General features: G+C 72.8%; 18 protein-coding genes. 11 read left to right on the plus strand and 7 right to left on the minus strand.

Going from position 1 to position 22,936, the window contains the following annotated elements; genetic code table 11:
- The first annotated feature begins 9 nt into the window (after window positions 1–9).
- A complete protein-coding gene (locus tag DEJ27_RS07565; RefSeq protein ID WP_111090643.1) occupies window positions 10–867 on the plus strand; it encodes a TOMM precursor leader peptide-binding protein in 858 nt (285 codons plus the stop codon).
- Here the strand turns inward: DEJ27_RS07565 and DEJ27_RS07570 are convergent.
- Together DEJ27_RS07570 and nudC are read right to left on the minus strand one after the other, a co-directional pair.
- Window positions 758–2,524 carry an ATP-dependent helicase gene (locus tag DEJ27_RS07570; protein ID WP_181430112.1) on the minus strand — a complete coding sequence of 589 codons (1,767 nt, stop codon included), beginning with the start codon at window positions 2,522–2,524 and terminating at the stop codon, window positions 758–760. The genes DEJ27_RS07565 and DEJ27_RS07570 overlap by 110 nt on opposite strands.
- Window positions 2,521–3,456: an NAD(+) diphosphatase gene (gene nudC, locus DEJ27_RS07575; protein ID WP_110860519.1), complete on the minus strand. Its 936-nt coding sequence runs from the start codon at window positions 3,454–3,456 to the stop codon at window positions 2,521–2,523. The genes DEJ27_RS07570 and nudC overlap by 4 nt, the downstream gene beginning before the upstream one ends.
- Before the next feature lie 116 nt (window positions 3,457–3,572).
- On the opposite strand from nudC, the gene DEJ27_RS07580 reads away from it, so the two are divergent.
- Window positions 3,573–4,571: a phosphotransferase gene (locus DEJ27_RS07580; RefSeq protein ID WP_111090644.1), complete on the plus strand. Its 999-nt coding sequence runs from the start codon at window positions 3,573–3,575 to the stop codon at window positions 4,569–4,571.
- Between the two features lie 381 nt (window positions 4,572–4,952).
- Here DEJ27_RS07580 and DEJ27_RS07585 read toward each other — a convergent pair whose 3' ends face one another.
- Window positions 4,953–8,150, minus strand: a complete 3,198-nt coding sequence (locus DEJ27_RS07585) for an ATP-dependent DNA helicase (protein ID WP_111090697.1) — start codon at window positions 8,148–8,150, stop codon at window positions 4,953–4,955.
- Between the two features lie 119 nt (window positions 8,151–8,269).
- Window positions 8,270–11,425, minus strand: coding sequence for a UrvD/REP family ATP-dependent DNA helicase (locus DEJ27_RS07590; RefSeq protein ID WP_181430113.1), 3,156 nt, complete (start codon window positions 11,423–11,425; stop codon window positions 8,270–8,272).
- Between the two features lie 127 nt (window positions 11,426–11,552).
- On the opposite strand from DEJ27_RS07590, the gene DEJ27_RS07595 reads away from it, so the two are divergent.
- Together DEJ27_RS07595 and DEJ27_RS07600 are read left to right on the plus strand one after the other, a co-directional pair.
- On the plus strand, window positions 11,553–11,777 hold the full coding sequence (locus tag DEJ27_RS07595) for a DUF3107 domain-containing protein (RefSeq protein WP_110860791.1): 225 nt from the start codon (window positions 11,553–11,555) through the stop codon (window positions 11,775–11,777).
- Between the two features lie 4 nt (window positions 11,778–11,781).
- Window positions 11,782–12,078, plus strand: coding sequence for a hypothetical protein (locus tag DEJ27_RS07600; RefSeq protein WP_110860525.1), 297 nt, complete (start codon window positions 11,782–11,784; stop codon window positions 12,076–12,078).
- Between the two features lie 37 nt (window positions 12,079–12,115).
- Here the strand turns inward: DEJ27_RS07600 and DEJ27_RS07605 are convergent, their stop codons facing one another.
- Window positions 12,116–12,832: a ferritin-like domain-containing protein gene (locus DEJ27_RS07605; RefSeq protein ID WP_258370313.1), complete on the minus strand. Its 717-nt coding sequence runs from the start codon at window positions 12,830–12,832 to the stop codon at window positions 12,116–12,118.
- A gap of 135 nt (window positions 12,833–12,967) precedes the next feature.
- Between DEJ27_RS07605 and DEJ27_RS07610 the strand changes: the two genes are divergently transcribed.
- Window positions 12,968–14,476, plus strand: a complete 1,509-nt coding sequence (locus tag DEJ27_RS07610; protein WP_111090646.1) for a DEAD/DEAH box helicase — start codon at window positions 12,968–12,970, stop codon at window positions 14,474–14,476.
- A 144-nt stretch (window positions 14,477–14,620) separates the two neighbouring features.
- Here DEJ27_RS07610 and DEJ27_RS07615 read toward each other — a convergent pair whose 3' ends face one another.
- Window positions 14,621–15,493, minus strand: coding sequence for a PHP domain-containing protein (locus DEJ27_RS07615; protein WP_111090647.1), 873 nt, complete (start codon window positions 15,491–15,493; stop codon window positions 14,621–14,623).
- 70 nt (window positions 15,494–15,563) lie between these two features.
- On the opposite strand from DEJ27_RS07615, the gene DEJ27_RS07620 reads away from it, so the two are divergent.
- Together DEJ27_RS07620 and DEJ27_RS07625 are read left to right on the plus strand one after the other, a co-directional pair.
- A complete protein-coding gene (locus tag DEJ27_RS07620) occupies window positions 15,564–17,048 on the plus strand; it encodes an aminopeptidase P family protein (RefSeq protein WP_111090648.1) in 1,485 nt (494 codons plus the stop codon).
- A gap of 15 nt (window positions 17,049–17,063) precedes the next feature.
- Window positions 17,064–17,534: a GNAT family N-acetyltransferase gene (locus tag DEJ27_RS07625; protein ID WP_181420080.1), complete on the plus strand. Its 471-nt coding sequence runs from the start codon at window positions 17,064–17,066 to the stop codon at window positions 17,532–17,534.
- Between the two features lie 470 nt (window positions 17,535–18,004).
- Here DEJ27_RS07625 and DEJ27_RS07635 read toward each other — a convergent pair whose 3' ends face one another.
- Window positions 18,005–18,904 (minus strand): general stress protein, encoded by a 900-nt coding sequence (locus tag DEJ27_RS07635; protein ID WP_111090649.1) that lies wholly within the window; start codon window positions 18,902–18,904, stop codon window positions 18,005–18,007.
- Between the two features lie 130 nt (window positions 18,905–19,034).
- Between DEJ27_RS07635 and DEJ27_RS07640 the strand changes: the two genes are divergently transcribed.
- The 4 genes from DEJ27_RS07640 to DEJ27_RS07655 are packed head-to-tail and all read left to right on the plus strand — an operon-like array spanning window position 19,035 to window position 22,916.
- Window positions 19,035–20,354: a magnesium transporter MgtE N-terminal domain-containing protein gene (locus DEJ27_RS07640; protein ID WP_027464574.1), complete on the plus strand. Its 1,320-nt coding sequence runs from the start codon at window positions 19,035–19,037 to the stop codon at window positions 20,352–20,354.
- 52 nt (window positions 20,355–20,406) lie between these two features.
- Window positions 20,407–20,904, plus strand: coding sequence for a DUF1003 domain-containing protein (locus DEJ27_RS07645; RefSeq protein WP_042539423.1), 498 nt, complete (start codon window positions 20,407–20,409; stop codon window positions 20,902–20,904).
- Window positions 20,897–22,057, plus strand: a complete 1,161-nt coding sequence (locus tag DEJ27_RS07650; protein WP_111090650.1) for a P-loop NTPase — start codon at window positions 20,897–20,899, stop codon at window positions 22,055–22,057. Before DEJ27_RS07645 ends, DEJ27_RS07650 begins: the two co-directional genes overlap by 8 nt.
- Before the next feature lie 10 nt (window positions 22,058–22,067).
- Window positions 22,068–22,916, plus strand: a complete 849-nt coding sequence (locus tag DEJ27_RS07655; RefSeq protein ID WP_111090651.1) for a bifunctional 2-polyprenyl-6-hydroxyphenol methylase/3-demethylubiquinol 3-O-methyltransferase UbiG — start codon at window positions 22,068–22,070, stop codon at window positions 22,914–22,916.
- The last annotated feature ends 20 nt before the right edge of the window (window positions 22,917–22,936 follow it).

The raw sequence follows: 22,936 nt of genomic DNA on the forward strand, positions 1-22,936 counted from the left end.
CGTGGGGTCATGGGCATCCGCATCGATCCGACGCTCGAGTTCGTCTGGCGTGACCCCGCCACCGTCCAGCTCGGGGTCGATCCCCCGCGCGCGGTCGTCGCGGTACCCACCACGGGGGAAGAACGGTTCCTCAACGGGCTCCGACGAGAGACCGGACACGACGTGCTGTCCGGCCTCGCGGCCGCGTCGGGGTGTTCCCCGGAACGTGCTGCCGGGGTGCTCGGTGCCGCGTCGCCCGCGGTGGTCGAGGTCCTGCCCGAGCCGCTCGAACGCATCGAGGTGCACGGCGCCGGTGCCGTCGCCGACACCGTCGCGACGTTCCTGTCCGGCGAGGGCGTGACGGTCAGCCGCACCACCGCGCCCGCCGGAGGGCCGATCGTGCTGCCCGAGCCCGAACCGCGCCTCGCCGTGGTGGTGGCCGACCACGTCGTCGACCCGGCGCTCCGCGCCGCGTGGACCCGCCGAGGCGTGCCGCACCTGGCGGTCGTCGTCGGGGACGGACGTGTCCGTCTCGGTCCGTTCGTCGTGCCGGGAGCCGGGCCGTGCCTCCAGTGCGCTGAGTACACACGCGTCGACGACGACCCTGCGTGGCCGGCCATCGCTGCCCAGCTGTGGGGGCGGCATCCGTCACCGCTGTCGCCGTGGCGGGCGGCGGCGGTGGCCGCCGCCACGACGCGGATGCTGCTGGAACGGCTCCCGCTCCGGACGCAACGGGCCGAGCCCGACCAGCTCGTCTTCGAGCGCGACGACCTGTCGGTCAGCCGTTCGCCGGTCCGACCCCATCCGCGGTGCGCGTGCCGAGCGCTGCCAGGAACCGACTCGGAGCCCGGGCTCCCCCACGCGTGGAGCCCTGTTGCGACCACGTGATCGTGACGGATCGGCGGGCTCGGGTCAGCCCGACGTAGAACAGGCGTCGTTCCTCGTCCACCTCGGTGTCGGTCGACGCGTGCGAGATCGGCAGGAGACCCTCGGCAGCGCCGGCGATGACCACGTGCGGCCACTCCAGACCCTTCGACGAGTGCAGCGTCGCGAGCGTGACGGCGTCGACCTCGGGCTCGTGGTGCGTCGCCGCACGGTCCACCAGGTCCTGGGTGAACTGCTGCATCGTCGTGCCGGCCGGGGCGTCCTCGGCCAGGCCCATGATCGCCTGCAGCGCTTCCCACTGCTCGCGCACTGCACCGGTGCCCTCCGGCGGCGTCTCCGTCCAGCCGCTGACCTGCAGCACCAGCCGGACCCGTCGGGTCAGCTCGTCGTCGGTCTGCCGGATCGCCTCGCCGCGCATGTGGTGGACGGCGAGCTTGACCTCCGGGCGGTTGAAGAACCGGGTGCCTCCCTGCACGCGGTACGGGATCCCGTACCGGCCGAGTGCGGACTCGAGCGCGGCGGACTGCGCCCCGACGCGGAAGAGCACGGCGCAATCCCCGTGAGACGCTCCGGCCCCGACGAGCTCGGCGATCCGACGGGCGATGGTCTGCGCCTCGTCGCCGTCGTGGACGCAGGCCAGCACGACCGGTTCCGGGCCCGGTTCCTTGCTCTGGGCCACCAGGTCGAGTGCCCCGGGCTGGCCGCGCATCAGCGTGTTGGCCGCGGACACGACCTCGCGGGTGGAGCGGTAGTTCCGCTCGAGGCGCAGGACCGACCCGCGCGGGAACTCCGACCCGAAGCCGAGCAGGTAGTCGCTCGAGGCGCCGGCGAACGAGTAGATGGTCTGACTGGCGTCGCCGACGACGCACAGGTCGTCACGGCCACCCAGCCAGGCCCGCAGCAGGTCGTGCTGCACCGGCGAGACGTCCTGGTACTCGTCGACCACGAAGAACCGGTACTGCTGCCGCACGTACGACGCCACGCGGGGCTCGGACTCGACCATGCCGAGGGTCGCCAGCAGGACGTCCTCGAAGTCGAGTTGCCGCCGGTCGTCCTTCAGCCGCTCGTACGCCTTCATCAGGTCGATGACCCGGCGCGGTGTGGTGTCGCGCGGCATCACCCGGTCCGCGGCGGCGGCCTCGTACTCGTCGAGCGAGAGCATCTGCACCTTGCGCCACTCGACCTCGGCGGCCAGGTCGCGGAGCACCGGGGTGTCGACGTGCATGCCGACCGTGTCCGCAGCGTGGGCGATCATCCGCCCCTTGGACTCGACGATCTTGGGGGCGTGCCCGCCGACGGTGTCCGGCCAGAAGTAGCTGAGCTGCGCCATCGCGGCGGCGTGGAAGGTGCGCGCCTGGACCGTCCCGGCACCGAGCGCGCGCAGGCGCGACCGCAGTTCGCCGGCGGCACGGGTCGTGAAGGTCAGCGCGAGGACGTGGTTCGGGGCGTAGGTCCCGGTGGCGACCCCGTAGGCGATCCGGTGCGTGATCGCACGGGTCTTGCCCGTCCCGGCACCGGCCAGCACCGCGACCGGACCGAGCAGGGTACGGGCGACCGTCCGCTGCTCCGCGTCGAGCGCGGCGAGCAGTTCGTCGGGCGACGGTGGCCGGGGCTCGACTGCCCCTGTGCCCGTTGCGCCGCGGGGATCGGTGACGCTCACGGCAGGTCCAGCGGCCCGCCGTACCACTCCTCGATGATGGCGCGGGCGATCGAGGTGCGTCCCGGCAGCAGCAGGGTGTCGCCGGCGCGCTCACGGATCTCGTCGCGCGAGAACCACCGGACGTCCAGGATCTCCACGCCGTCGGGGCGGGCGGTCGTCGGGTCACCGCCGGCTGCACGGGCACGGAAGCCCACCATCAGCGACGCGGGGAACGGCCACGGCTGCGAGCCCAGGTACTCGGGCTCCTCGACGCGGACGCCGGACTCCTCCCAGACCTCGCGGCGGACGGCGTCCTCCAGCGACTCCCCCGGCTCGACGAACCCGGCCAGCAGCGAGTACCGGTCGGCGTCCCACGCGGCGTTGGAACCGAGCAGGATCCGGTCGTCGGCGTCGACGACCCCGACGATGATCGCCGCGTCGGTGCGCGGGAAGAGGTCGTGTCCCTCGGGGTCGCGGCGGACCCATCCGCCGCTCACGACGGCCGTGGGTGACCCGGTCCGCGGCGAGAAGCCGTGCACGGCGTGCCAGTTGGCCATCGCGACGGCTTCGACCGCCAGGCCCTGGTCGCGTGGCGAGAGCTCGGTGCCGAACATCCGGAGGCTCTGCCAGGCATCGTCGTCGGGTTCGATGGCGGTGGCCGTCACGCTGTCGATCAGGGCGGCGACGAAGCGGGTACCCGCCGGGGCGTCCGCGGCGTCCGACACTGCACGGCCGAGGTACAGGGTCACGGTCTCGACCGGGATCTCCGTCGCGGCCACGAAACGCAAGGTGCCGTCGGCGTTCCGGAGCATCTCAGCACCCCGCACCGGCAGATACCGGGTGTGCTCGTCCTCGCGCAGGACGCGCTCGACGTCGTCGGTCGTGCGGAACTCGGCGTCGCGGTCGAGTTCGTTGCGGGAGAGCGGGAGCCGGGCGGCGAACTCGACGGTCACGGCGGGAGAGCTCCTCGGATCGGGTGCGGACGTGCAGGAGACGTGCGGTGGGCGTGCGGGCCGCCCAACAGCGTGGCGTGCAGCCGTGCACGCGTCACGCGCCTACCCTGAGGGGCATGGCGGGATCCCAGTTCACTCTAGCCGCGTTGGCGACGACGGCCGTTCCAGGTCTCCTCGTCACGGGCACGCGCACGCTCGGCTCGGCCGCGGCCGGCGACTACGAGTCGGCGCTCCTCCGCGACGCCGACGGCACCGAGATCGTCATCCGCCGCCCCCGGAACCAGCGCGCCGAGGCCCGGCAGTCAGCCGACCTCGTCGCCATCCGTGCGCTGAGCGCCGGCATCCGCACGCGGCTGCCGTTCGGCGTCGCCGAGTACCGCGGCCAGGCGCCGATCGGGTCGACGCGCGCCATCGTCACGACCCGACTGGCCGGGACCCACCCGACCCTCGCGTCGCTCGTCGAGCGCCCCGACCTCGCCACCAGTGTCGGCCGTGCCGTCGCCTCGATCCACCAGCTGCCGACGAGCTTCGTCTCCGACGCCGGTCTGCCCTCGCTCACGCCGTTCGAGGTGCTCCGGTCCGCAGTCTCGGTGATGGACCGCGCCGTGGCGACCAAGCTCGTCCCCGCCGCGCTCGTCGAACGCTGGGAGGGTGCCGCTCGCGACCAGCAGCTGTGGCAGTTCACACCGACCGTCGTGCACGGCTCGCTCGGCACCGGCGCCCTGCTCGTCGACGGCGATGCGGTGACCGGGGTCCTCGACTGGGGCGAGCTGCGGCTCGGCGACCCGGCGAAGGACCTCGCCTGGGTGCTCGCCGGCCGCCGAGATGCCTTCGACACCGTCCTCAGCGCCTACGAGGCGAACGGCGGCGGACGCGACCGCCAGCTCGCACAGCGTGCACGCGTGCACCACGAACTCGAGACGGCGCACTGGCTGCTGCACGGCGTGCAGGCGAAGAGCACCGAGGTCGTCGACGACGCCGTCTCGATGATGCACCGCCTGGTCGACGCGGTGCACGCCCCGAGTGCGGAACCGCTGCAGTCCGTGTCACCCGAGACGATGGAGATCGGCGAGGTGGAGCAGCTGCTGTCCTCCACCGAACGCCGCCACGGCTGACGCCGCCGCGTTCCGCAGCGCCGCACGGCGGTCACGACTTCCCGCTCAGTTCCGCCGAGCGGTCACGACCTGTCGGTCGCCGCGCGGCCGCCCGACGGTCTGTGACCACTCGTGGTGCATCCTGCGGGGTGTGGTGACCGGTCCCGGCCGCCGACCAGGCAGCTGACGCGACCGTCTGGAGGCGCGGTGCCGGCCCGACGGACCGGCACCGCGCCTCCAGGGCGGAGCACGAAACGGGCGCAGCGTGACACGGGCGTCGTGCGCGACCGGCGCAGTGCGCGACCGGCGCAGTGCGCGACCGGCGCAGTGCGCGACCGGCGCAGTGCGCGACCGGCGCAATGCGCGACGGGCGCGGCGCGCCTTCCGCACGACCGCGGGACGTCAGCCGCCGATGGCCTCGGACCACGCACGCTCGAGTCCGGCGCGGTCGAGCAGCTCGGTCGGACGGACCTCGAGGTCGTCGGCGACGAAGTAGAACACCGCGTCGACCTGGTCGAGCGGCCGCCCGGTGAACTCGGCGTAGGCGACGCGGTACAGCGCGAGCTGCAGGGTGCGGCGGGCCAGGTCGTCCGCCCCCGACGGCGCCTTGCCCGTCTTCCAGTCGACCACCTCGGCGCGCCCGTCGATCTCGTACACGGCGTCGAGCTTGCAGACCACGCTGTGCCCGAGGAACGGGATGTGGATCTCGCGCTCGACCTCGATCGGCGTCAGACCGGCCCACCTGGAGCGGGCGAACGTCGTCTGGAAGTCCGCCAGTCGACGGGCGTCGTCGTCGGTGACCACGGCGTCCGGCGACGCGTCGGCGAGGTCGTCGGCATCGAGGTCGAGCTCCCCGTCCCACACGTCGAGCGTCTCGAGCGCGCCACCGCTCCGCGCACGCTGTTCCACCCACTGGTGGAAGAGCGTGCCGAGCCGGGTGGCGCGGTACGGTCGCTCCGGCATCGGCCGGCGGAGCCGCTCGGCCACGGAGTCGGGTTCGGTCAGGTAGTCCTTGAAGCCCGACGCCGGCACCCGGTGCGGGACGGCGACCGCGTGCTTCGCGTTCCGGCTGGCGTGCCGTTCGGCGAGCAGCAGGTCGATGTCGGCGGCGAACCGCCCCGCAGCACCCGGGTTCGCGTTCCGCACCCGCTCCGCGGCGGCCAGGACCCGCGGCGCACGCTGTCCGAACGGCACGTGCGGCCAGGTCTGGGTCGCGCCGCTCTCGCCCATGGGGTTCTCGTCGTGCACCGTCGTCTCCGGGATCGCAGCACCGTCGATGACGCCGGCGTCCACCAGGTCGCGCAGGTAGCGGCTCGGCTCGGTGGGTCGGACCCCGCCGGCCCAGAACGAGCCGGACACCAGCAGGTCGTGCTTGGCACGGGTCAGGGCGACGTAGGTGAGACGGCGTTCCTCGTCCTCGTTGCGGGCCTTCACCTGTTCCTTGAAGGCGTCGATCGCCGTGGTGACGTCCTTCTGGGTCTCCTGCCCGCGCCATGCGAGTCGTGGCAGCTCGGCGGCGTCCCCGCGGAACTCGTACGGCAGCCGGCCGAACCCGAGCCAGCCGGACGAGCCCTCCTGCGGGCGTGCCGGCAGGCCGCCCTCGACCATCCGGGGCACCGCGACGGCGTCCCACTCCAGCCCCTTGGACCCGTGGATCGTCAGGATCTGCACGGTGCCGGCCTCGGGCTCCTCGGAACGCGGTCCCATGTCGTCACGCCGGGCTGCGGCGTCGATCCACCCGAGGAACGAACCGAGGTCAGCGCGGTCGTCGGTCGAGACGAAGCCGGCGAGTTCGTCGATGAAGGCGTCGAGGTAGGCGCCGCTCCCCTGTTCGTGCGCGGCGACCTCGATGTCGAGCCGCATCTCCTGCACGACGAGCGTCACGAAGTCGACCAGGTCGCTCCCCGCGCGTGACCGGAGCATCGCGAGTTGCCCGCCGAGCGCACGCATCCGGCTGCGACCCGCGGCGGTGATGCCCTCGAGCGCGCCGTGCTCGTCGGGCGCGGTCGCGACGAAGTCGAGCGCGTCGACGATCGACCCGTGCTCCCCGGCGGCCACGGAGGCCCGGAACGCCGCGGTCAGGTCGTCGTCGAGCCGCTGCTGGGTGTGGTCGCGCTGGAACAGCCACCGGGCGAGCTGGTGCAGGGCGACGATGTCCGCCGCCCCGACCCGCCACCGGGCACCCGCGAGCAGCCGGATCAGGTCGTTGCCGGCCGCCGGGTCGTGCAGCACCCGCAGGCACGCCACCAGGTCGACGATCTCCGGGCGCTGGAGCAGTCCGCCGGTGCCGAGCACGTGGTACGGCACCCCGCGGGCACCGAGCGCCGCCGTGAACGCCGCGAGGTCCTTCCGCGCGCGCAGCAGCAGCGCCATCGAGCGCGTCGGGTCCTGACGGCGGTGGTCCTGGAACCACGCCGCGACCTCGTCGGCCTCTTCCGGCAGGGTCTCGGGGAACACCACCCGCACGGTGCCGGCGTCGGCACCCGGCCGCGGCGAGAGCCGTTCGACGTCGACCTCGGACGCCGCGGACAGCGGCGACACGATCGCGTTCGCCCCCGCGAGCACGTCCACCGGGTTCCGCCAGCTGGTCGACAGCGCGAAGGTGACGGGTTCGGCCACGCCGGGTTCGTCGCCGCCGAAGTCGTGCGGGAACCGGGCGAGGTTCGCGGCACTCGCACCGCGGAACCCGTAGATCGACTGGTGCGGGTCGCCGACCGCCATCACCGAGTGCCCGCGGAACAGCCGGGCGAGGAACCGGGTCTGCACCACCGAGGTGTCCTGGTACTCGTCGAGGAGCACCACCCCGTACCGCCTCCGCAGGTCCGTGACGACGCGTGGGGCCGACTCGGCCGCGGCGAGCGCGAGGGCGATCTGGTCGGAGAACTCCACGAACCCGCGGTCCACCTTCTGACGCCGGAACTCGGCGACCAGGTCGGCCAGGGGTTCGAGGGCGCCGATCGCGGCGACCGCGTCGGTGATCGCCTTGTACGGCTTGCCGCGGTTGCCCGGGAGTTCGAGCAGCTCGGAGAACTCGATCGCGAACCGGCGGAGGTCCTCCGGCTCGACGAGGTGTTCGGAGGTGGCTCCGGCGAGCGCGACCACGGCGGCGGTCAGGGTGTCGACGTCGCGGTCGAGTCCGGCGAGCCGGTCGTCGCGGGCGGCCACCACGACCCGACGGGCGAGCTGCCAGGCCGAGGGTTCGGTCAGCACCTGGGACTCGCCGTCACGGCCGACGAGCAGGGCGTTCTCGCGGAAGACCGCGTTGGCGAAGGCGTTGTACGTCGAGACGGTGGGCGCTTCGAAGGCGTCCCCGGGGGCGATCAGCCCGACGTCCTCGAGCGCCCGGATGCGGTCGTTGATGCGGACGGAGAGTTCACCGGCGGCCTTGCGGGTGAAGGTCAGTCCGAGGACCTCGTCGGGTCGGACGAGTCCGTTGGCCAGCAGCCAGACGACGCGTGACGCCATCGTCTCGGTCTTCCCGCTGCCTGCACCGGCGACGACCAGCGCCGGCACGAGCGGCGACTCGATGACGGCGCGCTGCTGGGAGGTGGGACGGGGGCGGCCGAGGGCGTCGGCGATGGCGTCGGCGCCGTGCCGGATGACGGGCGGAGCAGCGGCAGCCGTGCCGGCCGCGTCAGCCGCAGCAGCCGTGCCGGCCGTGCCGGCCGTGCCGGCCGTGCCGGTCGTGTCCGCCGTGGCGGTCGTGTCCGCCGTGTCGCTCACCAGGTCACCTCCGCCACCACGTGGATCCGGCACTCGACCCCGGTCCGGGCCTTCTCGCAGTGGTCGTCCACGTTCGCCACGAACGTCCGGCCGGCCATGCCCCGCGCCACCCCGTGCAACCGCTCGCGGTAGGCCTCGCGCGCCTCGGCGTCGAACGCGTGCTGCGTCCGCTCGGAGAACGCCTGTCCACCGCGGGGGTTCTGGACGAACACCAGCCGGGCGTCGGTCATCGGGGACCCCGCCGGCACACCCTCGACCGCGCCGTCCTCGACCGCGAGTTGGTAGGCGCCGAGCTGCGGGTGTTCCGGCATGTCGTTCTTCTCGCTGGGCATCGAACGGCCGGTCTTCAGGTCGACGACGCTGACCCGGCCCTCGGGGTCGACCTCGATGCGGTCGATGCTCCCCCGGATCCGGGCTGGCCCGGTCACGAGCGCGAACGAGGTCTCGGCGCCGAGCAGTCGGCGCCCGGCGCCGGCGAAGGTGCGGAGGTAGTCGCTCAGCCCCTCGATCATGCGCCGGGTCCGGGCGCGTTCGCGGTCGGCGACCCAGGGCGACTCGAACGTCAGCTCGTCCCACCGCGCCTCGACCCGCTCCCACAGCGACTCGACGTCGATCTCGGTGGCGTGCTCCATCGCTTCGTGCACGATCGTGCCGATGCCCATCGCCGGGCTCGGTGCCCCGCCGCCGAAGGTCTGCGCGAACCAGTGCACCGGGCACTCCTCGAAGGTGCCGATGCGCGACGGCGACACCGACACGGCCGGAGCGACGGGCTCGCCGCCCTCGACCTCGGGCGCGGGCTCGGCGTCGAGGTCGACCAGGGGGTCGTCCGTGGTCGGTTCGGCGAGCCCGTACCACTCGTCCGGAGCCGCCCCGGGTACCTCGGCCTCGGCCAGGCGGGCCAGCGCGGACGCGGCCTCGTGGTCGCCCGAGCCCACCACCCGGCGGCGCAGCGACCCGGCGAGCCCACGCAGGGACAGCGGGTGGACGGTCGGCTGCCGGTCCGGCGGCACCGGGACGAGTCGGACGAAGGGTGACGGCGACTCGTCGTCGTTCGCGACCGTGCCGATGACGACCTGGGTGGTGGCCCGCGACACGGCCCGGGCGAACAGCCGGAGTTCGTCGGCGACCACGGCGGCACGGTCGTCGATGGGCGAACGCTCGACCCCCGCAGCAGCGCGGACCAGGCCGTCCGGGTCGAGCAGACTGCCGCGCACCCGGGTGTTCGGCCAGACGCCGTCCTGCAGACCGAGCACCACGACCACGTCGCACTCGAGTCCGATCGTCGCCGAGGGCGTCAGCACCCGCACCCGGCCGGCGGTCCGGTCGGGGCCGATCGAGTCCTCAGGCAGGTCTGCGCCGAGCAGGTCGTCGACGAAGACCCGCGCGGGGGCGTCCGGCGTGCGCTCGACGAAGCGCTTGGCCGCGGTGAACAGGCCGACGACGGCGTCCAGGTGCCGGTCGGCTTCCCCGGCGCCGACCCCACCGGCGGCGGACTGGGCGCCCCACGACTTCGCGAGACCGCTGCGTTCCCAGAGGCCCCAGAGGATCTCCTCGATGCTCGATCCCGCCTGGGCGTCGGCACGCGCCTGCACCAGGCTCCGGGCCAGCCGTGTCGCCCGTCGTGCGAACCCGGCGTCCACCGTCGCCAGGCGCTCCGGTGCGCCCAGGGCATCGACCAGCAGTTCATCGGCGGTGCGGCTACCGTCACCCGCGAGTTCCTCGCGCCGCAGTGCGAGCCGGAGCCGGCGCATCGCCAGGGTGTCGAGGCCGCCGAGGGGCCCGGTGGCGAACGCGGTGGCCAGGGCGGCGTCGAGCGGCAGGCCGTCGAGCGCCACCGCGGCCGCGTCGAGCAGCGCCCGCGCCGCGGAGTCGTCGCGCGGACGGACGGGCGCGGCACCGGCGGTCGCCGGGACCTCGGCCACGGAGAGTGCCCGGACGAGTTCGGGGATGGCAGCACCGCTGCGCGTGACCACGGCCATCCGGTGCCACGGCACACCGTCGAGCAGGCGGTGTTCGCGCAGTCGACGGGCGATCGCCACGACGAGTGCGGACCGGCTGGCGGCCTCGAGGTGCACGACGGCGTCGGACCGCGCATCCTGGTCGCCCGCCGACGCGCTGCGCTGCCGACCGGCCGCCGCGGTGCCGATGCGACCCGTGACGCCGGTGACCAGGGCGCGGATCGGGGCGGGGTGCCGGTGCACCGCGCCGAGGAACAGCTCGTCGACGCGGTCCACCCCGAGTCGCACGGCCAGTCGACCGAGCACGTCCGGTTCGGCGCCGCGGAACGCCGAGGCGGCGATGTCCGGGTCGCCGAAGGCCACGACCTGCACGCCGGAGCGCGCGAGCGCCCCGAGCAGGGCGATCTCGCCCTCCACCAGCTCCTGCGTGTCGTCGACCACGACCAGGCGAAGGGAGGCGATGCCGGCGGGGAGCTCGTGCCGCAGCACAGCGGCGGTGGCGTACGCCACGAGTTCACCGGAGTCGAGCCCGGTCGGCCGGAACGCGGTGACCGATGCCCGGTAGTCGTCCACGAAGTCGCCGACGGCCCGCCACTCGGGCCGTCCGAGCTCGTCGCCGAGTTCCCGCATGTCGTCGGGCTCGACGCCGGCGGCCACCGCACGCATCATGACGTCGCGCAGGGCGGTGCGGAACCCCGCTCGCTCACGGACGACGGCGGTGATCGGGTCGGGCCAGGCCGGTCCGGCTCCGTCGAGTTCGTGCCCGGCGAGCAGGTCGGCGATGATCCGGTCCTGCTCCCCGCCGGTCAGCAGCGTCGGGGGTTCCTGCCCCTGCACCGACGCCGCGTGGGTGACGATCTGGAACGCCAGTGAGTTCACGGTGCGTGCGAGAGCACCCGGCACGACCCGGTCGACCGCCCGTGCGAGCCGGTCACGCAGGGCGGTCGCGGCCGTCCGCGCCGAGGTCAGGGCGAGGACCGTCGCGTGGCCGTCGGGGGTGATCGCGTCGGGTCGGGCCAGCCGGTCGGCGACGAGCCGTGCGAGCGTGGTCGTCTTGCCGCTGCCCGGTGCACCGATCACCGCAGCGTGACGGCCGTCCGGCAGCGCGAGTACCGCGGCCTGCGAGGGGTCGTCGACCAGAGCGCGCGCGAACCCGGTGTCCTCGGGAGCGGGCATCAGCGTGGTCTGCGGCACGCTCGTACGGTACCCAGGACCGCCGACAGCACCGCTGCGGACGCGCGGTGCACCGGTCGTCACGCCGTCGAGTGCGCCCGCGGCGAACGCCCGGTACCGCACGGGACCGCTCGGATACGCTGTGCTCGTGGACATCAAGATCGGCATCATCAACAGCCCCCGCGAGATCGCCTTCGAGACCGCCCAGACCGCGGACGAGGTCGAGAAGGCCGTGTCCGAGGCGCTCACCGCGCAGTCGACGCACCTGTCGCTGCAGGACGACAAGGGCCGTCGCTTCATCGTCCCCGTCTCGGCCCTGGCGTACGTCGAGGTCGGCGCGGAAGAGGCACGGCGCATCGGCTTCGTCGCCTGACGACGTGGAACTGCTCTTCGCCGTCCTCGGCGGCGTCATCATCGGCGCGGTCGCGCACGTGATCGTGCCGTGGCGGTCGAACCGTGGCGTGCTCGTCGGCCCCGCGGTCGGCGGCATCGCTGCAGCCGTCCTCTGGGAAGCGCTGACCTGGACCGGGTGGCGGTACGACGGCACCTGGATCTGGGTCGTGGCCCTCGTGGGGTCCGGCGTGGTCGCCATCACCGTCGAGTGGCTCCTCGGCACCCAGCGGGACAAGCACGACGCCGAGTACTACGAGCAGCTCAAGACGCGCGGCGCCTGACCCCCGAGCAATCCTGACGCTCGAGCAGCCTGACCGCTCAGGCCGTCAGACCGAGCGCGTCCATCCGTCGGGTGTGCGCGGCGATGAGTTCGGTCCAGACGGGCTCGAGCCGCTCCTGGTCCTCGCGTGCGTGTGACGCCAGCGCCGACCGGGCGACCAGCAGGGTGTCGCCCACCAGGCGCCGTCCCCACATCGCCAGGCGTGAACCGATCTGCGGGTCGTCCTCGATGTGGGCAGTCAGTTCTTCGACGACCGCCGCTTCCTCGCGCGCGTCGAACACCGAACGGAGCCGCTGCCGCACGTCCATCGGCAGCGAGCGGAGCAGGTTGCCGAACAGGTCGTTCAAGATCCCGGCCGTCACGTAGCCGGTCAGCATCGACTCGTACCAGTCGGCACCGCTCGTCCGTTCGAGGAACAGGTCGATCGCCTCACGGTGCGGGGCCATCAGCGCCGCCGGGTCTCCGCCGCTGCGCTCGATCTCGGCCACGATGGTGCGGTGCCGTTCGAGCGCCGTGGTCGCGAGCACCCCGGTGACCAGACGGCCGGAGAGCGTCGGTGCCGAGGCACCGGCTCGTCCCATCGTCTCGTAGACGGAGAGCTGCAGGTACGCGGCCTGCCCCAGGTAGACGTCGAGCTCCGGGGTGACGTCGTCGAGCGCGAGCCGCTTGACCTGTGCGGCTCCGCGCGGGTTCCGCGACGCGAGCCATGCGGCAGCGAGCTGCGCCGCGCGCTTCCGGTTCCACCACGAGACCACCCGACCAGCATAGAGGGCACGTCCCGTGGCACCCGCCGGTCGCCCGCCCCGACGCCCCGACGCACCCCGGAGCGCCCCGGACCACGCGCCCGTCGGTAGACTGGCCGGGACTTCCACCAGAACTAAGGTGATTCTTTGACTTTCTCAGACCTCAACATCGACCAGGACATCGTCGATGCACTGGCAGGCAAGGGCATCATCGAGCCCTTCCCGATCCAGGAACAGACCATCCCGCTCGGCCTGACCGGCCAGGACATCATCGGCCAGGCCAAGACGGGTACCGGCAAGACGCTCGGCTTCGGCCTGCCGCTGATCCAGCGGCTCGGTGCCGACCCGGCGCACGGCGTGAAGGCGCTCGTCGTCGTCCCGACCCGTGAACTCGCGGTCCAGGTCACCGAGGACCTCGAGCTCGCGGCCTCGAACCGCCCGACCACGGTCGTCTCGATCTACGGCGGCAAGGCCTACGAAGGCCAGGTGGAGCAGCTCAAGGCCGGCGCCCAGATCGTCGTCGGCACGCCCGGGCGACTCATCGACCTGCAGCGGCAGCGTCTGCTCGACCTCTCCCACGTGCAAGAGGTCGTGCTCGACGAGGCCGACCGCATGCTCGACCTCGGGTTCCTGTCGGACATCGAGCGCATCTTCCAGGCCGTCCCCGAGGTGCGGCACACGATGCTGTTCTCGGCGACGATGCCCGCGCCGATCGTCGCCCTCGCCCGCCGGTTCATGAGCCGTCCGGTGCACATCCGGGCGACCGACCCGGACGAGGGCCTCATGCAGGCCAACATCAAGCACCTCATCTACCGCGCGCACTCCCTGGACAAGGACGAGGTCATCGCCCGGATCCTCCAGGCCGAGGGCCGCGGCAAGACCGTGATCTTCACCCGCACCAAGCGTGCCGCGGCGAAGCTCGTCGAGGAGCTGAAGGACCGCGGGTTCAACGCCGCAGCGGTGCACGGCGACCTCAACCAGGAGCAGCGCGAGCGCGCGATGGCGGCGTTCAAGGCCGGCAAGCGTGACGTGCTCATCGCCACCGACGTCGCCGCACGCGGCATCGACGTGGACGACGTCACGCACGTGATCAACCACACGATCCCGGACGACCCGGACACGTACCTGCACCGTGCCGGCCGCACGGGCCGCGCTGGCAAGACCGGCATCGCGGTCACGTTCGTCGACTGGGACGACCTGCACAAGTGGACGCTGATCGACAAGGCCCTCGAGTTCGGCATCCCTGAGCCCGTCGAGACCTACTCGTCGTCGCCCCACCTGTTCGAGGAACTCGACATCCCCAAGGGCACCAAGGGCCGTCTGCCCGGCTCGTCGTCGCACGCCGCCTCTGCCGGCGCCCCCGTCGAGAAGCGCACCGGCGACCGCCCGGCCTCGGGTTCGCGTGACGCCTCGCGTTCGCGGTCGCGCAGCCGCACCCGGTCAGGAGGCTCGGAGCAGTCCGCCCCGCAGGTTCCGGCCACCGAGTCGGTCGCCTCCACCGCCGCGGCGGGCACCGAGGACGGCTCGGCCGCCGAGGGTGGCTCCACCACCGACGGCGCCGCGAAGCGTCGCCGCCGTCGCCGCCGTCGCGGAGCCGGGACCGGCGATGCCTCGGCGACCGCCTCGGCACCGCAGGGCACGTCGGACGGCGAGTAGCGCCTCCAGGCCGAAGGGCCCGTCGCTGACGCGACGGGCCCTTCGTCGTCCCCAGCCGCGGACCGGCGTCACGCGCGCAGCGACGGTTCACCTGGACGCCGACGCGTGGACCGTCGGCCGGGCCGAAGACGCGGCGGGCTGCCGTCAGGCCAGACGCGAACCGGGGCCGACGATCGGAGCGCTGCCGGTGGCCTCGGACACGATCGCGTCGAACGAGACGCGTGCGGTGCGGTGCTCCCCCAGCCGGTTGGGCTTGCCGGTGCCGTGGTAGTCGCTCGAACCGGTGACGAACAGGCCGTAGCGCGTCGCCCAGTCGAGCAGGGTGCGCTTGCCGTGTGCCAGGTTCTCGCGGTGGTCGACCTCGAGCCCGCCGAGCCCGGCGTCGACGAGGTCGCGGAGCATCGGCTCGTCGATGACGATCCCGCGCGAGGACGCCGCCGGGTGCGCGATGACGGGCACGCCGCCGGCCTGCCGGATGAGTTCGACGCCGCGCAGGGGCGACGGCGCTTCGTGGGGTTCGTAGTAGCCGGACGCCGGGTGCAGGATGCCGCGGAACGCCGCGGACCGGTCGGACTCGAGCCCGCGGGCGACCAGGGCGTCCGCGATGTGCGGACGGCCGATCGTGGCACCGGGGCTGGACTGGGCCAGGACGTCCGCCCAGGTGATCGGGTGGTCCTCGGCGATGCGGTCGACCATGCGGTGCGCGCGGGAGAGCCGGCCGTCGCGGATCCGGGTCGTCTCCTCGACCAATCCGGGGTGCTCGGGGTCCACCAGGTAACCGAGCACGTGCACGCTGCGGTAGCCGATCCGGGTGCTCAGCTCGAGGCCCGGCAGCAGGGTCAGGGGCAGCTCGTGCGCCGCGGCCGCGGCATCCGCCCACCCCGCGGTCGTGTCGTGGTCGGTCAGCGCGACGGCGTCGAGTCCGGCGGCCGCGGCCGCTCGGACGAGCTCCGCGGGACGCTCGGTGCCGTCGGAGACACTGGAGTGCGCGTGCAGGTCGATGAACGGGTCTGGCACGTGGACAATGCTATCCACAGGTGAGCAGCCGCACAGGCCGGGTGTCCCCGGGCGGTGCGATGATGGACGCATGGCCGACACGACTCCCCGCGCGACGAGCAACCGATCCACGACCCCCGGGTCCTCGACCTTCAAGGACTTCATCGGGTCGCAGTGGGCCGACCGTGGTGAGGAGCAGCCCGAACCCCGCGAGCAGGCCGCGTTCGCCGCCGAGCGTCGCGCGCGCATCTCCGAGCTGCACCCGGGCCGCACGATCGTGGTGCCGGCCGGGCAGGCCAAGGTCCGCTCGAACGACTGCGACTACCCGTTCCGCCCGCACTCCACCTTCGCGCACCTGACCGGCTGGGGCACCGACACCGTCGTCGGCTCCGTGCTCGTGATGACGCCGAACGGCTCCGGGCACGACGCCACGCTGTACTTCCGCGCCACCGCCGGCCGCGACTCGGAAGAGTTCTACGCCAACCCCGAGATCGGGGAGTTCTGGGTCGGTCCGCGCCCCTCGCTCGACGCCGTCGCCGCCGACCTCGGGCTGGCCACGGCCGACCTCGGCGCGTTCACGGCCGTCGCCGATGCAATCGACGCGTCGGCGCTGCTCGTGCGCGAAGCCGACGACGACCTGACCCGTTCCCTCGACGCCCGCATCGGCGCGGCGATCGGTGACGCGGACGAGACCGAGGGGTCGCCGGCCACCGACGACCTGCTCTCCCGTGACCTGTCCGAGCTGCGACTCGTCAAGGACGCGTACGAGGTCCGCGAGCTCCGCAAGGCCGTCGACGCCACGAAGCACGGGTTCGACGACGTCATCGCCGACTTCGACGCCGTGCTCGCGCACCCGCGCGGTGAGCGCATCGTCGAGGGCACGTTCAACCGCCGGGCGCGCGCCGACGGGAACACCGTGGGCTACGACACCATCGCCGCCTCGGGCCACCACGCCTGCATCCTGCACTGGACCCGCAACGACGGCGCCGTGCAGCCGGGCGACCTCATCCTCATCGACGCCGGGGTCGAGGTCGACTCGTTCTACACCGCCGACATCACCCGCACGCTCCCGGTGAGCGGCACGTTCTCGCCCGTGCAGCGCATGGTCTACGAAGCAGTGCTCGAAGCCGCCGATGCCGCGTTCGCGATCGTCAAGCCAGGCATCACGTTCCGCCAGGTGCACGCCACCGCGATGGAGGTCATCGCGCGAAAGACCGCCGAGTGGGGCTTCCTGCCGGTCTCGGCCGCCGAGTCGCTCGAGCCGGACAACCAGTTCCACCGCCGTTACATGGTGCACGGCACGAGCCACCACCTCGGGCTCGACGTGCACGACTGCGCCAAGGCCCGCCGCGAGATGTACCTCGACGGCACCGTGCAGGCCGGCATGGTCTTCACGATCGAGCCCGGGCTGTACTTCCAGCAGGACGACCTGACCGTGCCGGAGGAGTTCCGTGGCATCGGTGTCCGCATCGAAGACGACATCCTGGTGACCGAGGACGGAGCCGAGAACCTGTCCGTCGGCATCCCCCGGACCCCCTCGGAAGTGGAGGGGTGGATCGCCCGCTCGGGCCGCTAGCCTGATCGGGTGACCATGCCCGAGGCCTCCCCGAACACCTTCTCGATCGAGGTCGAGCACTTCGACTCGCCCGACGCCCAGCGACTCCGCGCTGCTCAGCGCCTGGAGATCGACCGGGCGCACGGCGGCGACACCGAACCGGGTGAGAAGCCGACCGCCGAGTCGATCGCGGTGTTCTTCGTCGCGCGGGACGAATCCGGTACTCCCCTGGGGTGCGGCGGCCTGCGCATCGTCGACGACGGCATCGCCGAGATCAAGCGGATGTACGTCCGACCGGAATCCCGCGGGACCGGCGTCGCGGCTGCGTTGCTGCGACGGCTGGAAGAGGCCGCACTCGACCTCGGGTCTCCGGCGCTCGTCCTCGAGACGGGCACGGAGCAGCAGCGCGCCGTCGGCTTCTACCAGCGCGAGGGGTTCCGGCGGATCGCGAACTTCGGGCCCTACGTCGGGGCGCCCCTGTCGGTCTGCTACTCGAAGGTCCTCTAGCCGTACCGAGCCTGCCCGGCGAGTCCGTGCCGTGCGGCGCCGTGCGCTGCCGTGCGGTGAAGTGCCGTGCGATGCCGTGCCGTGCGATGCCTGCCGTGCGTGCCGTGTGATGCCGCACGGTGCCGGCGCTGCTGTGCCGCGCCCGGGACCCGCACCGCGCCCGGTCACGACGTGCCGTCTGCCCGAGGCCGAGCGGTCACGAGCCGTCGTCTGGGCCGACGCCGAACGACGATCTCCGACCGGTCGACGCCGTGCGCGCGGGGTGTTTCGACCGCCCGGACCGCCCCGACCGCCCGGATCTCCCGGACCGCGCCGCTGAGGTCGCACGACGTGCCGCCCGCGGTGGTCGGCGGCGACAGTCCGCGTGACCTCGGCAGACGTGAACGGCGTGTCGAACGACCTGGCGCCCGACCGGGTCCCCGACCACGGAGCACTCCCGTCGAAGCCCGATCGCGCCAGCCGAAGCGCCGCTAGCGGCGGTCGCTGACCCCGTCCCCGTCACCGTCGCGCTGTGGGTCCGGCGAGGACGAGGGCTCCGGCGGCGTGGCACCGGCGACCCGCTCACCGTAGCGCGGCGGCTCCTCGGGCCGGCGCTCCGGCACCGGCGAGGCCGCGGGGGCGGCAGCCGTCTCCGGGGTCTCCCCGTACCGGGGTCCGTCGTTCGTGCCGTAGCGCGGCGGGCCCGAAGGCGCACCGGTCTGCGCGCCGGGGGCCGACGTGCCGGGGTTCTGCGGGCCTCCCGGCTGCTGGTGCGGCGTGGCGTGTCCGCCGTACGGCGACTGCTGCTGCGGCGGGACCCCACCGGGGCCCGGACGCCACGGCTGCTGCTGCTGCTGCTGCTGCTGCTGCTGCTGAGGAGCGTCGTTCCAGTGCGTGGACGGGGTCGCCCCGTGCTCGCCGAGGATCCGCTGCGCCTGCCCGGTCAGCTGCGGGTTGACGACGATCTGGTAGTTCGTGGCGAGCACCTGGTGCACGCTCGTGAAGTCGCGCTGCCGCTTCGTGATCGCGAACGAGACGATGCCGTAGAGCATGCCGAACGCGGCACCGATGATCGCGGCGGCCAGGATCAGGCCGCCGGCGCTCGGCGAGAACAGCGTGAGCACGATGCCGAAGAAGATGCCGAGCCACAGCCCGGACAGCGCGCCGGCGATGGCGGCACGGCCGTAGGTCATCTTGCCGGTGACCCGTTCGACCGTCTTCAGGTCGTTGCCGACGATCGAGAGCTGGTTGACGGGGAAGTCGGCCTCGGCCAACTTCGCCACCACGCGCTGCGCGTCGGGGTAGCTGTCGTACGTTCCCAGGACGTCGCCCTTGGGCAGCGTCGGGAACGCCTGGGCGGTCCTGCCGGCGAAGGGGCTCTGATTGCTCACACAGCCATCATTCACCGCACACCTTGCAATCGCACGTGCACTCTCAGGGAAGCCGCCGACCGGTCGGCGCCGACGGCGCCGTTGACCGCGCGAGCGAAACGCCCACACCCGAGCGACTACGCTGGGTCGGGTGAGCGCCACGAAGGTCTTCGTCGCCCGCCTCGCCGGGTGCTCCGTCTTCGACCCCGCGGGCGACCGCGTCGGCAGGGTCCGGGACGTCCTGGTCGTCTACCGCCGGGCCGATCCCCCGCACGTCGTCGGGCTCATCGTCGAGGTGCCCGGCAAGCGCCGCATCTTCGTGAGCATCGGCCGCATCACCTCCATCGGTGCCGGGCAGGTCATCACGACCGGTCTGGTCAACATGCGCCGCTTCGAGCAGCGCGGCGGCGAGGTCCGCGTCATCGCCGAGATGCTCGGCCGCAAGGTGCTCATCAAGAACCAGCGGATCCGCGCCACGATCGAGGACGTCGCGATCGAGGACCGCGGGCAGGGCGACTGGGAGGTGGCGCAGCTCTTCCTCCGCAAGCCGAAGACCACGCCGTCGCCGTTCGGCAAGGGCCCCACGACGTTCGCGACGTGGAACGAGGTCACCGAGGACGAGCTCCCCGGCGAGGCCCAGTCCGCCGAGCACGTGATCGCCGCCTACTCCGACCTGCTGCCGGCCGACCTGGCGTCGACGCTGCTCGACCTGCCCGCCGAGCGCCGGTTCGAGGTCGCCGAGGAACTTCCCGACGACCGCCTCGCCGACGTGCTCGAGGAGATGCCCGACCAGGAGCGCATCGAGATCCTCACCCGGCTGGTGGACGCCCGTGCCGCCGACGTCCTCGACCAGATGCAGCCGGACGACGCGGCCGACGTCCTCGCCCAGTTCTCCGACGAGCGGAGCGAAGCCCTCCTGCAGCTCATGGAGCCGGAGGAGGCGCAGGACGTCCGCATGCTCCTGGAGTACGAGCCGGACACCGCCGGTGGTCTGATGACCACCGAACCGGTGATCGTCTCGGCCGACGCCACCGTGGCCGAGGGCCTCGCGCTGGTCCGCCGCCACGAGCTCGCGCCGGTGCTCGGCGCCGCCGTCTGCGTCACCCTGCCGCCGTACGAGCCGCCGACCGGTCGGTTCCTCGGGCTCGTGCACTTCCAGCGGATGCTCCGCTACCCGCCGAACGAGCGGCTCGGCACGCTCATCGACCAGCAGACCGAACCGGTCCGGGTCGACGCAAGCGCCGCCGAGGTCACCCGCATCATGGCGACCTACAACCTGCTGTCCGTCCCCGTGGTCGACGACGCCCACCGTCTCGTCGGGGTGGTGACGATCGACGATGTCCTCGACCACGTCCTGCCGGACGACTGGCGAAGTCAGGGCGAGGGGGAACCCTCACCGCTTCCACGCCAACGCCCGCGCAGGACACCCGTGACGACGGGAAGGAGGACCACCCGTGGCCCGAACGGATGACAACCGTCGCGACCGTGACCGGCAAGAGGTCCGGCTCGACTCCCCGAAGGGCATGCGCACGCGTGTGCTCCCCAGCCGCCGCCGTGGTCGCGGGGACACCTTCGGTCGCGCGACCGAGGGCATCGCCCGCGGCATGGGCACGCCCTGGTTCCTCATCGGGCTCACGCTGTTCTGCGTGGTCTGGATGGGCTACAACACCCTGGCGCCGAAGCCGTGGCAGTTCGACTCGGCGGCCATCGGCTTCACGGCTCTGACGCTCGTGCTCTCGCTGCAGGCCTCGTACGCCGCCCCGCTGATCCTGCTCGCGCAGAACCGGCAGGACGACCGCGACCGCGTGCAGTTCGAGCAGGACCGCCAGCGTGCCGAACGCAACCTGGCCGACACCGAGTACCTGGCCCGCGAGGTCGTGGCCCTGCGCCTGGCGATGCGGGACATGGCGTCGAAGGACTTCATCCGCGCCGAGCTCCGCTCCCTGCTCGAGGAACTCGACCGCCGCGACGCCGACGAGGCCGGCTACGCGGACGAACACGACAGCTCCACCCGTGGCTGACGCCGCCCCCACCGACGAACAGCTCGGCACGGCGGTCCTCGCCGCGCTCGGCCGCGTCATCGACCCCGAGATCCGCCGCCCCGTCACGGAGCTCGACATGATCCGCGGTGTCGACGTGCAGCCAGGAGGCGCGGTGCGCGTCGACCTGCAGCTCACGATCGTGGGGTGCCCCGCCGCCGACACCATCGAGCGCGACGTCCGCGTCGCCGCCGGGTCCGTCCCGGGGGTCGCGGCAGTCGACGTCGACGTGTCCGTGATGGCCCCGGCCACACGCGCCGCGCTGACCGAGCGGCTGCGAGCCGGTCGGCCGAAGGGCGTCCAGTTCACCGCGGACTCGCTCACCCGCGTCATCGCCGTCACGAGCGGCAAGGGCGGCGTCGGCAAGTCCACCGTCACCGTGAACCTCGCCGTCGCGCTCGCCCTCCGGGGCTTGCGGGTCGGGGTCGTCGACGTCGACGTGCACGGCTTCAGCGTCCCCGGCCTGATGGGCCTGACCGACGAGCACGGGGTCGCACCCCGCCCGACGCGGGTGGACAGCATGATCCTGCCGCCGGTGGCGCACGACGTGAAGGTCGTCTCGATCGGCATGTTCGTCGACGACGTCTCGACCGCGGTGTCGTGGCGCGGACCGATGCTGCACCGCACCGTGAACCAGTTCCTGACCGATGTGTGGTTCGGTGACCTCGACGTCCTGCTGCTCGACCTGCCTCCGGGCACCGGCGACGTCGCGATCTCGGTGGGGCAGCTGCTGCCGCACGCCGAGGTCCTGGTCGTGACGACCCCGCAGGCCGCCGCCGCCGACGTCGCCGAGCGCAGCGGGATCGTCGCTCGGCAGACCGGGCAGCGGGTCATCGGCGTGATCGAGAACATGGCCGGGCTCGTGCAGCCCGACGGCTCGGTCCTGCACCTGTTCGGCGAGGGCGGTGGCGCCGAGACCGCCGCACGACTCTCCCGCGGGCAGGACACCCCTGTTCGGGTGCTCGGCAGCGTGCCGCTGTCCGTGCCGCTGCGCGAGGGCGGCGACGCGGGGGTGCCGGTGGTGCTCGGCGCCCCGGAGGACCCGTCAGCCGTTGCCCTGACGGCGATCGCCCACCGGATCACCACGATGGGACGCGGGCTCGCCGGCCGGAAGCTCGGGTTGTCGCTGTCCTAGGCTCGGGGTCATGAGCACGGATCACGTCGATGTCGACTGGGACCACGCACGCGCCACCAACCGCGCGAACTGGGACGACCGGGTGCCGATCCACGAGGGTGCCTACGCGATCGATGCCCTGTCCGACCCCGGCCACCGCTCCGACGTCGTCCGCGAAGACCTGCCGGCCCTGACGCCCTGGGTACCGAACGGCTCACTCGCGGGCCTCGACGTCTGTCACCTGCAGTGCCACATCGGCACCGACACGGTGTCGCTCGCCCGCGAGGGCGCCCGATTGACCGGCGTCGACTTCTCCCCCGCGGCCCTCGCCTCGGCCGCCGGACTCGCATCACGGCTCGGCCTCGACGTCACCTGGGTCGAGACCGACGTCCTCGATGCCCGGGCCGCCGTCACCGGTGACTTCGACGTCGTGTACACGAGCATCGGCACCATCTGCTGGCTCCCCGACCTCGACCGCTGGGCTGCGCAGGTCGCTGGCCTGCTGCGCCCCGGCGGCGTGTTCTTCATCCGCGACGGCCACCCGGCGATGTACGCCCTCGACGAGGACGCCGACGAGCTCGTCACCCGGTACCGGTACTTCCCCGACGGCACGGCCCAGCAGTGGGACGACGCCGGTACCTACGCCGGCGACGGCGCGGTGGCGAACACCCGCACCTTCGAGTGGCCGCACCCGCTGTCCGAGATCGTGAACGCCCTGCTCGGCGCCGGACTGCGGCTCCGACGGCTCGACGAGGGCCGGACCCTGCCGTGGCGGTTCAGCCCCCGCATGGTCGAGACCGGCACCGGCTCGTGGGCCTGGCCGGAGCACGACCGTGACCGCATCCCGACCACGTACACGATCGTCGCCACACGAGACTGATCTCGACCCCTGGTCCGTTC

The sequence above is a fragment of the Curtobacterium sp. MCPF17_018 genome, from assembly GCF_003234135.1.
Classification (GTDB): Bacteria; Actinomycetota; Actinomycetes; order Actinomycetales; family Microbacteriaceae; genus Curtobacterium; species Curtobacterium flaccumfaciens.

Excerpts from the sequence above, each read along its gene's own strand:
- DEJ27_RS07565 (WP_111090643.1), top strand. The coding sequence starts at position 10 with ATGGGCATCCGCATCGATCCGACGCTCGAGTTCGTCTGGCGTGACCCC.
- DEJ27_RS07580 (WP_111090644.1), top strand. The coding sequence starts at position 3,573 with ATGGCGGGATCCCAGTTCACTCTAGCCGCGTTGGCGACGACGGCCGTT.
- DEJ27_RS07620 (WP_111090648.1), top strand. The coding sequence starts at position 15,564 with ATGGCCGACACGACTCCCCGCGCGACGAGCAACCGATCCACGACCCCC.
- DEJ27_RS07625 (WP_181420080.1), top strand. The coding sequence starts at position 17,064 with ATGCCCGAGGCCTCCCCGAACACCTTCTCGATCGAGGTCGAGCACTTC.
- DEJ27_RS07645 (WP_042539423.1), top strand. The coding sequence starts at position 20,407 with ATGCGCACGCGTGTGCTCCCCAGCCGCCGCCGTGGTCGCGGGGACACC.
- DEJ27_RS07655 (WP_111090651.1), top strand. The coding sequence starts at position 22,068 with ATGAGCACGGATCACGTCGATGTCGACTGGGACCACGCACGCGCCACC.